Source organism: Candidatus Accumulibacter cognatus, assembly GCF_000584975.1.
Classification (GTDB): Bacteria; Pseudomonadota; Gammaproteobacteria; order Burkholderiales; family Rhodocyclaceae; genus Accumulibacter; species Accumulibacter cognatus.
On sequence record NZ_JDST02000044.1, the window covers coordinates 1 to 13,241 of the forward strand.

The window sequence follows — 13,241 nt, forward strand, 5'->3', positions numbered from 1 at the left end:
TTTGCGGAGATCACCTTAAGCAGAAAATTTACCATCTATCATTCGTTCTATCAGAACACTAAGGATTTCACCTCTCATGCCCTGGAAACACTGGTCCGCCGAGCGCATCGGAATCGCCCTGGCCGTTCTTGCTGCGTTTGGGTTTTCGTTCAAGGCGATCTTCGTCAAGCTGGCCTATGCTGCCGCGTCGGTCCATGCGATCACTCTGTTGACGCTGCGGATGAGCTTCACACTCCCGATCGTGCTTTGCGTCAGCCTCTGGGTTGGCCGGTCCACGCCGCGGCTAGCCCGTTCGGACTGGGGACTCCTCATCCTGCTGGGACTGCTCGGCTACTACGGCGCCAGCATCCTGGACTTTGTTGGGCTACAGTACATCTCGGCGGCCCTGGAACGTCTGATCCTGTTCATTTATCCGACGCTGACGGTCCTGATCGGCTGGCTGTTCATGGGTAAACGACTGCAGCGGCGACAAGTGGCCGCACTCGTGCTCTCTTACGCCGGCATCGGATTGGCCTTTGCCCACGATCTCGAGGTCGCTGGCGATGTCCACACGGTACTGATTGGAGCGGCTTTCGTGTTCGGATCGGCCTTGTCCTACGCCATGTATAGCGCCGGCACAGAAACCGCCATCCGGCGACTCGGGGCGATTCGATTCGCCGCTCTGGCGATGACCGTCTCGACCGTCGCAACGCAAATTCACTTTCTGGTGAGCCAGCCCCTCTCTGCACTGGTTCAACCCATGCCGGTGTATCTCTGTGGGATCGGAATGGCGATATTCTCGACAGCATTACCAGTGTTCTGGCAGTCGGCCGCAATTCGCCGGATTGGTTCGGCACAGGCGGTGTTGATCGGTACCCTGGGGCCGGTCCTGACGATATTTTTTGGCTGGGGCTTGCTGGATGAGCCGGTGTCGCTGCCCCAACTGATGGGCGCCGGATTGGTGTTGGCCGGAGTCCTGATGGTTGTGCGCCGGGCGACCACCAGTCACACTGGCAGAGGATACGCAGGCACCGCGCAAAGCGCCAGATCGCAGACTGGATCTGGCGGACTATTGCGGTGAATGTTGGCGGAGTGGACGGGGCTCGAACCCGCGACCCCCGGCGTGACAGGCCGGTATTCTAACCAACTGAACTACCACTCCGTGCTCGTGCTGCTGAATCATTCTTCGGTTGTTTGCGCTCCACAACCGGCATCTGGAGAAGACGTTGCGCTGTGCAAGCTGGGCATTATAGCGAATTTGGCCGGGTGGGCAAGGGGGTGAGCGCAAACTTTCCATCTGTCTCCGCGCGGGCAAAAAGAAGACGACAATGATCACCAGTCCACAACCCACTACAGGCCCTGGCCCAACCGCTGGCGCTGAACTTCCCGGCCTGCTGCTGCGCAATGTCTTCTTCAATGTCTTCTTCTTTTTTCTGGTACTGATGCACGGCCTGCGCCGCCTGCTCCCTCCTTATTGAGCTGATCCGGGTGCACTTGACGTGCGCGGTTGCGACACCGCGCGCATCGCCCGACTCAGACAGCCCGCTCCCATGGCGGCACGGGCCGAAACAGCGTATCGAGTTCGTCGAGAACGACGCGGACCTTGGCCAGTCGGACTCGGCTCGGGGTATAACAGGCGTAGACATGGCGACCGAAGCTGCTCAGCGGCTCATGGTCATCGAGCACCGCGCACAGCCTGCCGTCGGCCAGGTATGAGCCGCAGAGATAGGTGGGCAGGACTGCCATGCCGCGACCCGCGAGAACAGCTTCCAGAACACAATCGACGTTGTTGATGCGAAATCTGCTGTTGACCGGGATGGCCATTTCTTCTCCCTGACGATCGAGCAGCCGCCACACCGCCTTTCCAGAGGGATGCGCATAATCGAAACACTGGTGCCTCGTCAGTTCCGCGGGTGTTGCGGGATGCCCGTAGGTATCGAGATAGGCCGGCGCGGCACAGATCACCCGCTTGACCACGGCCAGGGGTCGGGCGACTGCATCCTCAGGAGGCGTATTGGTCAGGCGCAAGGCCAGATCGATCCGGTCCTCAATCAAGTCGACCAGATCGTCGGTCAACAACAGCTCACAATCAAGTTGTGGATAGCATTCGGTCAAATGCGGCAACAGCGGGGCAATGTACAACCGTCCGAAGGTCAACGAGGCGCTGATGCGGATGATCCCACACGGCACTTCGGTGCCAATCCGGACCGCCAGATCGGCACGGTCAACGACTTCCAGCGCACGCAACGCATGCTGGTAGAAGATTTCGCCCGCCGGTGTCAAGCGTAGTTTGCGTGTCGTTCTCTCGAAGAGACGGACAGCAAAAGCTTGCTCGAGGTCGCCGACCTGCTTGCTGATCTGTGCCCGCGTACAGTCGAGACGACGGGCTGCTGCAGCCATGCTGCCGGTTTCGACAATCTTGACAAAGCTTGCCCAACTGCTCAACCAGATCATTTGTCAATTGTCCGTTGACATCGATGCTTGATTCTACCGCTATTTGTCGCCCAGTTTTGGCACTATAGTTCGTCCGATCCAGTGTCCATTCCGGCCTGGCCAATATTTCTCCACAGGCACCTGCCATGCTGCGTTCGCTCAACCGCCCCGGCGTCATGGCCATCACCCTGGCTGCGGCCGGCATCCTGATGGTGACGATGGGAACGCGCCAGTCCTTCGGGCTGCTCATCGCACCGATCAACGCCACCAGCGGATTGGGGATTGCCACCATCAGCCTGGCACTGGCGATCGGCCAATTTACCTGGGGGGCGATCCAGCCGGTGGCCGGCGCCCTGGCTGACCGTTACGGGCCGCGCGCTGTCCTCACCGGCGGCATCGTCATGCTGGCAATGGGTTGCGCGATTACTCCATACGCCACTTCGGGTTTCGGTCTGGTGGTATCGCTCGGCCTGCTGGCAGCGATCGGTTCAGGCGCCGGGAGCTTTTCAGTGCTGATCGGCGCCGCTGCGCAGCGCCTGCCGCTGGAAGTGCGCGGTACAGCATCGGGAGTGATCAACGCCGGCGGTTCCTTTGGGCAATTCGTCTTCGCTCCGATCCTCCAGAAGGCGATCCAGGCGCTCGGCTGGATGGGCGCGATGTGGGTTCTGGCAGTGATGACCCTGGCGGCGTTGCCCCTGGTGCGGAAGGTCGCCAGCCCGCTGCCGGCCGCGCCGGCCCATGCCGTCGAGCGGGCCGACCAGGGTTTGCGGGCGGCCCTGCGCGAGGCATTCGGCGACAGCAGCTACCTGCTGCTGCATGCCGGCTTCTTCACCTGCGGCTTCCACATCGCATTCCTGGTCACCCATCTGCCGGGCGAGGTCAATCTGTGCGGGCTGCCTCCCGAGGTCGCCAGTTGGTCGCTGGCGATCATTGGCCTGGCCAACATCCTGGGCAGCCTCTATGCCGGTGCCTGTGTCTCCCGCTATCGCAGCAAGTACGTACTGGCGGTCATGTACGGCTCGCGCGCCGTGCTCGTCGCCGCTTACCTGCTGGCGCCGCGCACGGAGCTGACTTTCTACGTCTTCGCTGCCGGTCTCGGGTTTACCTGGCTGGCGACTGTCCCACCGACGGCGGCCATCGTCGGCAAGCTGTTCGGCGTTCGCTATCTGGCCACGCTGTTCGGCATGACCCTGCTGTCGCACCAGATCGGCGGCTTCCTTGGCGCCTGGCTGGGTGGCCTGGTCATTGTCCGTTTCGGCGACTTCGGCTGGATGTGGTACGCCGACATGGCACTGGCCACCGCCGCTGCGCTGATCAACCTGCCGATCCGCGAAGCGCCCATGACCAGGGGGCTTGCTCCGGCCTGAGTGCGGCTTCGAAAAACGTCTTCCTCTTTCATCCTGGATCGCCGACCATGAGCTTACTACGCAGCGACATCACCATCGAACTCCTCAACCAGCAAGGCAGCGAGTACTTACCGGGCTACCTGGGCATCGTGATCCTGTCGCTGGCACCGAACACGCTCAGCAGCCGGATGCCGATCCACAAGCTGCACGTCGCACCCAACGATTTCCTGCATGCGGCCAGCGTCGTCGCGCTGGCCGACACGAGCTGCGGTTACGCGACCATCGCGCATTTGCCGGAAGGCGCACAGTCCTTCACGACCATCGAGCTGAAGAGCAACCATCTCGGCACCGTCAAAGAGGGAAGCGTCGCCTGCACGGCGACCGCCCAACACCTCGGACGCAACACGCAGGTCTGGGATGCGGTGGTAAGCGACGAGGCGAGCGGGCGCAAGCTGGCCCTGTTTCGCTGCACGCAGATGATCCTCTGGCCGAAAGCCGTACACCGGTAGCCCCCGGCACATGGGCTGCCGACAGCTCGGCTCCCTGCATTCCGGCTCATCGCGCATCGCACTTGCCGGAAATATCCAATGAGGCGCTATCGAGATAGCGATGGATCCTGCCTATTGGTGGCCTCAGGGGCGGCTCCTGGCGTTTCGGTCGCGCGGCGAGATTTTTTTCGTCGGCTGAGCGAGGCCTCCCTGGCTGTCGGCCCGCCAACGTCGATAAAGCCATAGCACGGCTCCGGCCGTCAGCAGGAGGCCGCAGCCGCGCGTCAGCGACGCGATCCGGCCATCCAGATGCAGTATGCCCCAGCGACCGAAGATCTCGGTCCAGTCATGATCTCCGCTACCGACCAAGGGGAGTTCCTGAACGCGTGCATCCGCCATGTAGCGGGCAATATTGAAGAGATTTTCTCCCAGCCAGAGCAGGGCTGCCGCCAGACCGACCGGATTGCCGGTGCGACGAAAATGCCAGGCCGCCGCAAGCGGGAAAACGAGCTGAAACAGCGTCCCGCCATAGACGGTCGCCCGCGCGCTGAAAATGCCGACCAGCGGGTGACCGGCTTCGTGCAGGGCCAGGTTGGCGCTGTCGAGCAAAGGCACCCAGCCGTCCCTGCCAAACCAGTGAAAACCCAGGCAGACCGCGCCAAAAACCAGCACGGCAAGCAGCCCACCCAGGGAGACCGGAGCTGCGCCGGGAGTAATCTGGAAATTCTCCCTCTCAACGGGAAGTTTCATGGTTCACACCAGTTGATACCGTCGCCCATCATTGCTTGAACGGTTCAGTACGACAAGAGTCGGCGTGGGCGCCGGCATGCCGGGATTCCGGGATTCCGAGATTCCGCAGTGCAAGCTGGCAGCTTCCGTGGATTCACTGCCCTTCAGGAGCCGTGTAGATCGGAATGCAACGAACCTCGGTCCTGACGGAATTGGCGATGAAACACTCGTCATGGGCCTGGTGGTGCATCTGATCCAATTGCGCGTGTGTTGGCATGCTTGCACCGGAAAATTGCACCTCCGGACGCAAGGTGACCACCGAGATGACCAGTTTGCCGGCTTCGTTCCTCTCCATGATGCCAGTGGCAGCGTCGCAGTAGCGATCGACGCAATACCTTCGCTTCGCTGCGATTGACAGGAACCAAAGCATGTGACAGCTTGCCAGGGACGAGACAAAAGCCTCCTCGGGGTCGACTGCGAAGATGTCGGACATTGGCACCGGCACGACATGCGGAGATGACGACCCCGGGATCTCGACGCCGCCATCGAAGCGCAGAAGATGCCGCCGGCTGTATCTGTTGCCAAGAAAATCCTGCTCTCCACGGAGCCAAAGAACTTCTGCAGTGTATTCCGACATGTATCGCTCTCCAAGGGTTCGGCACCGCAGGTTTGGCTCTGCATGCCTGATGCTTCGAGGCATTCGGAGATCCTGATCGAGACCGGTTTCAGTAGCGGAATCGGGGAAACGTCCCGGCTACTTTCCAGACCTCAGCATACACCCGAAACGCCGCATCGGGATCTCGGGAGCGCGCAGTCGATTGACCGCGCCTGCCGTGATCAGTGATACTCCCTGGCGTAGCACTGAATTTTCCATCTTTGCTGGGCAAGTCATGTCTGCAGCGTGCCTGCTCCTGACTTGCCTGCTCTGCGGAGACGATGATGATGACCTTGATCAATCGCCTGGGGCTCTGGCTGTCCTGCCTTGCCTTTGCCGCCGTTGCGGAAGCCGCAGCGGTGCGCTATTACGAACTGCCGCGCGGGGCACGGCCGCACGACGTGGCGCCCGACCCGAAACCCGGCGGCGCGGTCTGGTACACGGCGCAGGGACAGGGCGCGCTCGGGCGGCTCGACCCAATCAACGGCCAGGTCGAACAGATCGGGCTGGGTGAAGGCTCATCCCCGCACGGCGTGATCGTTGGTCCTGACGGCGCACCCTGGGTCACTGACAGTGGGCTGAACGCCATTGTGCGCGTCGACCCGGCGACCCATGAAGTCAGGCGCTGGCCGCTGCCTGGCACCGCCTACGTCAACCTCAACACCGCGACTTTCGACCGGTCCGGCCGCCTGTGGTTCACCGGCCAGGCAGGGTTCCATGGGCGACTGGACCCGACGACGGGCAAGGTGGACGTATGGAAATCGCCGCGCGGCCGCGGGCCCTACGGCATCGCGACCACACCGTCGGGCGAGGTTTACTACGCTTCGCTCGCCGGCAGCCATATCGCGCGCATCGACCTGACGAGCGGCGAGGCGACTCCGATCGACCCACCGACGCCGAATCAGGGAGCGCGGCGCGTATGGAGCGACTCGACCGGACGTATCTGGGTCAGCGAATGGCAGAGCGGCAACGTCAGCGTGTTTGACCCCGCCACCAGAACCTGGAAAGCCTGGAAACTGCCTGGTACTTCTCCGCGCGCCTATTCGGTGTGGGTGGACGAGCGCGACAAGGTCTGGCTGACCGACTTCACGGCCAATGCCATCGTGCGCTTCGATCCTAAGACCGAAACCTTCGAGAGTTTCCCGAGTAGCGCACGCAGCGCGAGCGTGCGCCAGATGGCGGGCCGCAGCGGCGAGGCCTGGGGCGCAGAATCGGGTGCGGATCGGCTGGTGGTCGTGAGATATTGAGTTCACCCTGGCAACGTTCATCGGTGTTGCTCGTGGGATGGCCCGCAGCCGACACCGTGCTTGTGGTGGCAGCGACGTTCACCGGATATCTTGGGCAGTGGCGGGGATATTCTGTATTCTGAACTCGGCACTGAGGTTGACCGAAATGCCGGACGCGCGTACGGGTTGCCCCGTACGCGCGTCCGGATCAGCGCTGCAAGGTGGCTTCGGCTACATCATCCCGAGAGTCTTCGGCAACCAGGTCGACAGGATCGGTACATAGGTCACCACCACCAGGAAGGCGAGCATCGACAACAGCCACGGCCAGACCGCCACGGTCAGTTCGGTAATCCCCATCTTGGTAATCCCCGATGCGACATAGAGGTTGAGCCCGACCGGCGGATGGCACATACCGACTTCCATGTTCACCACCATCAGGATGCCGAAATGCACCGGGTCAATTCCCAGTTTCATCGCCACCGGAAAGAGAATCGGCGCGAAGATCAGCACGATCGACGAAGGCTCCATGAAATTGCCGGCCAGCAGGAGAATGATATTGACCGCCAGCAGGAAGGCGATCATCCCGAGACCGTGACCGAGCATCCAGTCCGCCAGCGCTTGCGGGATGTTCTCGTTGGTCATGATGAACGAGAAGAGCACGGCGTTGGTGATGATGTACAGGAGCATCGCGGACATGTTCGCCGAGTTCAGCAGCACCCGCGCCACGTCCTTCATCGACAGATCCTTGTAAACGAAGACCGCGACGAAGAAGGCATAGACCGCACTCATCGCGGCTGCTTCGGTCGGCGTGAACATGCCGCTGTAGATGCCGCCCATGACCACCACGATCAGCAACAGCCCCCAGACCGATTCGCGGAAAGCCTTCCAGCGCTCGCCGAGCGTCGCTTTCTGCATGCGCGGGTAGTCGAACTTCCTCGCCCGATACCAGGTGACGCCACCGAGAACCATCGCCAGACCGATCCCCGGAATCACGCCGGCCATGAACAGCGCGCCGACCGAGGTATTGGTCGCCACCGAATACATGACCATGACGATCGACGGCGGGATCAGGATGCCGAGCGCACCGGAGGTGGTGATCACGCCCGCCCCGAACTTGTTCGGGAAACCCGCCTTGACCATCGCCGGCATCAGGATCGACCCGATCGCCACGACGGTCGCCGGCGACGAGCCGGAGACCGCGGCGAACAGGGCACAGGCCAGCACTCCGGCCAGGCCAAGACCACCGTACCAGTGCCCGACCATACTGGTCGCGAACTTGATCATTCGTCGCGCCACCCCGCCGTGCGTCAGGAAGTTGCCGGCCAGGATGAAGAACGGAATGGCCATGATCTCGAACTTCTCGATACCCGTGAAAAGCTTCAGGGCGACCGATTCGAGCGGCACCTGCGTAAACATGAACAGGAAACTGAGAACCGTCAGGCCGAGCGAGATCGAGATCGGCATGCCGGTCAGCATCAGGACCAGCAGGATGATGAAAATGATCGAAGCATTCATGATTGCTTACCTCCCTTGTCCGACGAGTCTTCCGGGTGACGCTTCTTGTAGGTCAGGTCGTGCGGATGCAGGTTGTCCTCCATCTGGAACGCATTGATTTCTTCGGCGATCGTCGTCTCGTCGATACCATCCACGTGCCCGTGGTCATGATGCGGCAGCTCACCGGTCCGGATGAAACTCACCGTGACTTGCAGGAAGCGGAAACACATCAGGCTCGACCCCAGTGGAATGGCGCTGTAAACGATCCACGTCGGCCACTCGAGATCCGGTGTGGTCGGTCCCTCGGGAATATCCACCAGGTCCTTTCCGAGAGCCGTATACAGGGCATAGTGGAAGCCGTTTTCCCAAACGAAGTGTGCGCCGAGCGTGCCGACGATGCCGGTGAACAGTGCGCCGGCGAGCAGGCCGAAAACAACAAACTTGGCGCGCGTCCGACCGGTCATGCGGTTGATCAGCACGTCGACACCGACGTGAATGCCGGTGCGCACACCATAGGCCGCACCAAACTTCGCCATCCAGACGAACATGATGATGCACAGTTCCTGCGCCCAGCCAAAGTTGAGAGACAACAACCAGTCCTGCAAGCCGGGAATCGATATTCCCGACAGGTAGCGATGCACGACGGACGCGAAGATGATCGTCGTCGCCGCCGCCATGAGGAAGGTGATCAGCCATTCCTCGAGATGATCCAGTAGCTTCATGTGGAAAACTCCCCATCTGCCTGAAAAAAAGCCCGTCAGGCGTGGCATCCCAACGGGCTGTCTTTTGTCTTATCCAATGATCAGGGTTTGGTCGGATCGAAACCGGTTTCCTTGTAGACCGCCTGCAGGAGATCCTTGCCGATGCGCGACTCCATCTTCAGATGCACGGGCGCCAGCACTTTCTTGAAAGCCTGCCGCTCTTCCGGGGTCAGCGAATAGACCTGCGTCTTGCCGGTCTTCTTGACTGCTTCCAGATCCTTGTCATTCTGCTCCTTGGCGATCTTGTTGGCGTAAGCGGTCGATTCCTTCATCGCTGCTTCGAGCTGGCCACGCACGTCGGCCGGCAGTCCTTCCCAGAATTTCTTGTTGGCGATCACGGCATAACCGAGGTAGCCGTGTTCGGTCAGTGCCAGATGCTTCTGGACTTCAAACATTTTCTGCGTGTACAGGTTGGAAATCGGGTTCTCGGTACCATCGACCACGCCGGTCTGCAGCGCCTGATAGACTTCGGAGAAAGCCATCACCTGCGGCAAGGCGCTCAAGGCGCGGATTTCCTCTTCGAGCACCTTCGAAGACTGGATGCGCATCTTCTTGCCCTTCAGATCGGCCGGCATCTTGATCGGCGTATTGGCCGAAAACGACTTGAAACCGTTATCCCAGAAGGCCAGACCGGTTACCCCCTTGGGCTCCAGTTTCTTGAGCAGACCCTGACCGATCGGCCCCTGGGTAACCTTGTGCAGTTCGGCATAGTTGTCGAAGATGTAGGGCAGGTCGAAGAGTTCGAATTCCTTGACCCCCAGCGGACCAAACTTGGCCAGGGACGGGGCGAGCATCTGCACGGCGCCGAGCTGCAGTGCTTCCATCTCCTCCTTGTCCTTGTACAGCGTCGAGTTGGCGTATACCTCGACCTTGACCTTGCCTTTGGTGAGTTCGCCGGCGCGTTTGGCGAAGAACTCGGCGGCAAGGCCCTTGGGCGTGTCATGCGCCACGACATGGCTGAACTTGATAACGATCGGCTGTTGCGCGAGGACGCTGAAGGGCGTCGCAGACAGCGCACAGGCAGCCAGACCGAAAAGCAGTTTGGAAAATTTCATTTTTTGTCTCCTCCATGGATAAATGATGTGAAATTGGGTACTACACGTCCTGCAGGTGCCAATATCGCAAGAAACAGCCGGAATGAATATTGTGGAAATCCGTAATACCGGGAAGAATCAGCTGCCGATTGCAGTGAGCGACAGGGTCGCGAACATGGTCCTGAAATCCGCCGATGAGGCCGATGGACGCCGATATTTCGTGGACCTGCCAGCGATGCAAGCAGCGCCATGCTGCCCGGCTCACTTCGCTGGCCGGCGGCCGCGTGCGGATTCAAGATGCTGGCAGAGACGCTCGGCGCCTTCGAGCAGGCGTGGCGTGTGGCGCTGGATCAGGTCGGGCGGGATAAAAAAGAGGTTGCCGCGAGCCACGGCGAGGATCGAGGTCCAGCGGTTCCAGTCGTCCAGCCACTCGGGCCGTGCTTCGTCCATGCCGCTGGCGACGATCACCTCGGGGTTGGCGGCGATGACCGCTTCCACCGTCACCGACGCCGCCATCGTTTCCAGCTTGCCGAAAACGTTGTCGCCGCCGCAAAGCTTTATGACATCGGAGATGATCTGCCGACGGCCGACGGTCATCAGCGGCTGTTTCCAGATCTGGTAGAAAGTGCGTACCGGCGGCAGGCTGCCGTAGCGCTTCTGCAAACCGGCAAGGCGCTGGCGAAAACTCTCGGCAGCGCGGTCGGCGACCGCGCTGCTACCGGCCAGCACACCGAGGCGCTCGATCTCGCCGGCGACATCGGTGAGGCGATTGGGCTGCGACAGATAGATCGGAATCGCGAGCGCGCGCAGTCGATCGAGGTGCGCCGCGGCATTGCCGCTCTGCCAGGCGATGATCAGGTCCGGCCGCAGCGCGGCCACACGTTCGAGGTCGATCCGCGAATAGCCGCCGATCCTCGCGATCTTGCTCGCCGCCACTGGATACTCACTGTAGTCGACGGTGCCGACGATGCGCTCGCCGGCCCCGGCGGCAAACAGCGTCTCGGTCAGGTGTGGCGCCAGGCTGACGATGCGTTTCGCCGGCTGCGCCAGACGCACCGTGCCCCCACTGTCATCGACGACGCTGATCCCGGCCTGAACGAGCGGGCAGAACGTCAGCAGCCAGACGGCAAGAAGCTGCGGCCAGCGGGCGCCGGGCATGTCAGGGGCTCCAGTTGGCGAGGGCGCTGCCGAGCCGCTGCCATTCGGCCTCGCCGCCAGGCAGGCCAAAGCGGAGCAGACCGTGTGCCGGAAAATGCCGGGTCAGGATTGCCTGCCGAGCCAGGTACTCGAAGAGTGCCGCGGCGTGCGCTGTCGCAACGGTAGCGAACAGCGCGCAGTGGCTCACCTCGCCAATCGGCGCCAGCAAGGTCGCCAGCCGTACCGAGGCCAGGGCCAGATCGCGCCGCGCCTGCGCCTGCCAGGCACCGTCGGCGAGCGCCTGCCGGGCGACGTCACGCGCTGGCCCCGACAAGGGCCAGGGCCCCAATACCTCGCGTAGTCTTGCAAGTTTTTCAGGCGCGCCGAAGACAAAACCGACCCGTGCACCGGCGAGACCAAAGAATTTGCCCAGCGAGCGCAGGACGATCAGATTCGGTGCTGCCGGGCCGCCGGCGAAAGCGGTCACACAATTCTCAGGGTCGGGGTCGCCAAACGCCTCGTCGACGATCAGCCAGCCACCGCGCCGCTGCAGTTGCACGGCGGCTGCGAGCACTTCTGCGGCGGGCAGCGTTCGGCCAGTCGGATTGTTGGGATTGCAGAGCACGATGATCGGCGTTGCGGCAGCCAGTGCGCGCGCCAAAGAGGCGTTCTGCAGGCGGCGCAGCTTGTGGCCAGCACGTTCCCAGGCGTGCGGGTGCTCTTCGTAGATCGGTGTCAGACACGCGACGGCGACCGGTGGAAACAGCGCCGGCAGCCACTGGATCGCCGCTTGCGATCCCGGCAGCGCCAGCAAGCGATCATTGCCGTAGTAGGTCGCTGCCGCTACCGCGAGGCCATCGTCGTCCTCGGGCAGGCGATGCCAGCAGGCCGGGTCGATCGCCGGCAGCGGATACACACCGGGGTTGATACCGGTCGACAGATCCAGCCAGTCGGCCAGCCCACCTTTGCAGAAAGGCGCGTACTGCCGGGCGGCGGCACGCAGGCGACCACCGTGCTCAAGCACGCAGCAGCCCCCAGGCGAGCAGTACCGCCAGCCACAACAGCAGGCTGCGACGAACGAGGGTCAGCGCGCGGGCAATGTCCTCACCACAGGCTGGCCGCCCTTCGCCGAGGCGTGGCCGCTCTTCCAGCCGACCGTGGTAGACCGCCGGACCACCGAGCGCGAGACCCAGACTGCCGGCTCCGGCGGCCATCACCGGGCCGGCGTTCGGGCTTTTCCAGCGCGGCGCCTGTTCTCGCCAACAACGCAAAGCCACGCGCGTGCGCCCGCACATGGCGTAGGACAAAGCGGTCAGACGCGCGGGTACGAGGTTCAGCAGGTCGTCGATGCGCGCGGCAGCGCAGCCGAATTCGTTGAAGCGCTGATTGCGATATCCCCACATCGCGTCGAGCGTGTTCGCCAGACGGAAGAGAACGGCACCCGCTCCGCCCAGCAGCGCGAACCAGAACAGCGCACCGAAAACGGCGTCGTTGCCGTTCTCCAGCGTCGATTCGATGCAGGCCGACGCGACACCGGTGCTGTCGAGCTCTTCGGTCTGGCGCGAAACCATCCAGCCGACGTGCCGGCGTGCCGCGCCAAGATCCCCCTTCGCCAGGTCATCGGCGACACGCCGGGCATGCTCGCCAAGGCTGCATCCACCGAGCGCCAGATAGAGCAGAACGGCGTCGATCAGCGAGCGTGGCAGACCGGGCGGCATCGCCAGAAGGAACAGCAGGGTGATCACGACGCCTGGCAGAACCAGCAGCCCCCAGGCCAGCAAACCGCGCAGGCGGCGCCGTTCGCCGGTATTCAGGGCACGCTCGCAGGCACTCGCCAGCACCCCGAAGCCGACCAGTGGATGCCAGCGCCCCGGCTCGCCGAGCAGCCGGTCGAGTCCAGCGCCGACGATCGCCGCCAGGGGCAGCAATAGCGACGTTGGCATTTCGGTAGCAAGCAGG

At 62.4% G+C, this 13,241-nt stretch carries 14 protein-coding genes and 1 tRNA gene; 5 read left to right on the forward strand and 10 right to left on the reverse strand.

Annotation, left to right across the window (positions count from 1 at the left end):
- The first annotated feature begins 76 nt into the window (after window positions 1-76).
- Entirely contained in the window at window positions 77-1,060 is a 984-nt protein-coding gene (locus AW06_RS08800) for a DMT family transporter (RefSeq protein WP_138677850.1), read from the forward strand.
- Window positions 1,061-1,064: 4 nt separating this feature from the next.
- On the opposite strand, the gene AW06_RS08805 is transcribed toward AW06_RS08800, so the two are convergent.
- Window positions 1,065-1,141, reverse strand: a tRNA-Asp gene (locus AW06_RS08805).
- 166 nt (window positions 1,142-1,307) lie between these two features.
- On the opposite strand from AW06_RS08805, the gene AW06_RS20255 reads away from it, so the two are divergent.
- Window positions 1,308-1,457, forward strand: coding sequence for a hypothetical protein (locus AW06_RS20255; protein WP_171047274.1), 150 nt, complete (start codon window positions 1,308-1,310; stop codon window positions 1,455-1,457).
- A 55-nt stretch (window positions 1,458-1,512) separates the two neighbouring features.
- On the opposite strand, the gene AW06_RS08810 is transcribed toward AW06_RS20255, so the two are convergent.
- Entirely contained in the window at window positions 1,513-2,433 is a 921-nt protein-coding gene (locus AW06_RS08810) for a LysR family transcriptional regulator (protein ID WP_034948844.1), read from the reverse strand.
- A 125-nt stretch (window positions 2,434-2,558) separates the two neighbouring features.
- Here AW06_RS08810 and AW06_RS08815 point away from each other — a divergent pair, with 125 nt between their 5' ends.
- Together AW06_RS08815 and AW06_RS08820 are read left to right on the forward strand one after the other, a co-directional pair.
- Window positions 2,559-3,779 carry an MFS transporter gene (locus AW06_RS08815; RefSeq protein ID WP_034948846.1) on the forward strand — a complete coding sequence of 407 codons (1,221 nt, stop codon included), beginning with the start codon at window positions 2,559-2,561 and terminating at the stop codon, window positions 3,777-3,779.
- A 47-nt stretch (window positions 3,780-3,826) separates the two neighbouring features.
- Window positions 3,827-4,267 carry a PaaI family thioesterase gene (locus tag AW06_RS08820; protein ID WP_034948849.1) on the forward strand — a complete coding sequence of 147 codons (441 nt, stop codon included), beginning with the start codon at window positions 3,827-3,829 and terminating at the stop codon, window positions 4,265-4,267.
- Between the two features lie 123 nt (window positions 4,268-4,390).
- Here the strand turns inward: AW06_RS08820 and AW06_RS08825 are convergent, their stop codons facing one another.
- Both AW06_RS08825 and AW06_RS08830 read right to left on the reverse strand, forming a co-directional pair.
- On the reverse strand, window positions 4,391-4,996 hold the full coding sequence (locus tag AW06_RS08825; protein ID WP_273704540.1) for a hypothetical protein: 606 nt from the start codon (window positions 4,994-4,996) through the stop codon (window positions 4,391-4,393).
- Window positions 4,997-5,129: 133 nt separating this feature from the next.
- Window positions 5,130-5,612, reverse strand: coding sequence for an OsmC family protein (locus tag AW06_RS08830; protein ID WP_034948851.1), 483 nt, complete (start codon window positions 5,610-5,612; stop codon window positions 5,130-5,132).
- Between the two features lie 302 nt (window positions 5,613-5,914).
- Here AW06_RS08830 and AW06_RS08835 point away from each other — a divergent pair, with 302 nt between their 5' ends.
- Window positions 5,915-6,877, forward strand: a complete 963-nt coding sequence (locus tag AW06_RS08835) for a lyase (protein WP_246148534.1) — start codon at window positions 5,915-5,917, stop codon at window positions 6,875-6,877.
- 210 nt (window positions 6,878-7,087) lie between these two features.
- Here AW06_RS08835 and AW06_RS08840 read toward each other — a convergent pair whose 3' ends face one another.
- From AW06_RS08840 to cbiB, 6 genes are all read right to left on the reverse strand, one after another.
- The gene (locus AW06_RS08840; RefSeq protein ID WP_034948854.1) at window positions 7,088-8,371 is read right to left on the reverse strand and encodes a TRAP transporter large permease subunit; all 1,284 of its coding nucleotides are present in this window, start codon (window positions 8,369-8,371) and stop codon (window positions 7,088-7,090) included.
- Window positions 8,368-9,072 (reverse strand): TRAP transporter small permease, encoded by a 705-nt coding sequence (locus AW06_RS08845; protein WP_034948855.1) that lies wholly within the window; start codon window positions 9,070-9,072, stop codon window positions 8,368-8,370. Before AW06_RS08845 ends, AW06_RS08840 begins: the two co-directional genes overlap by 4 nt.
- 80 nt (window positions 9,073-9,152) lie before the next feature.
- Window positions 9,153-10,166 (reverse strand): TRAP transporter substrate-binding protein, encoded by a 1,014-nt coding sequence (locus AW06_RS08850; RefSeq protein ID WP_034948857.1) that lies wholly within the window; start codon window positions 10,164-10,166, stop codon window positions 9,153-9,155.
- 240 nt (window positions 10,167-10,406) lie between these two features.
- The gene (locus tag AW06_RS08860) at window positions 10,407-11,303 is read right to left on the reverse strand and encodes a cobalamin-binding protein (protein WP_034948862.1); all 897 of its coding nucleotides are present in this window, start codon (window positions 11,301-11,303) and stop codon (window positions 10,407-10,409) included.
- 1 nt (window position 11,304) lies between these two features.
- Window positions 11,305-12,306 carry a threonine-phosphate decarboxylase CobD gene (gene cobD, locus AW06_RS08865; protein ID WP_034948865.1) on the reverse strand — a complete coding sequence of 334 codons (1,002 nt, stop codon included), beginning with the start codon at window positions 12,304-12,306 and terminating at the stop codon, window positions 11,305-11,307.
- Window positions 12,299-13,225, reverse strand: coding sequence for an adenosylcobinamide-phosphate synthase CbiB (cbiB, locus tag AW06_RS08870; RefSeq protein ID WP_034948868.1), 927 nt, complete (start codon window positions 13,223-13,225; stop codon window positions 12,299-12,301). The genes cobD and cbiB overlap by 8 nt, the downstream gene beginning before the upstream one ends.
- Between the last annotated feature and the right edge of the window lie 16 nt (window positions 13,226-13,241).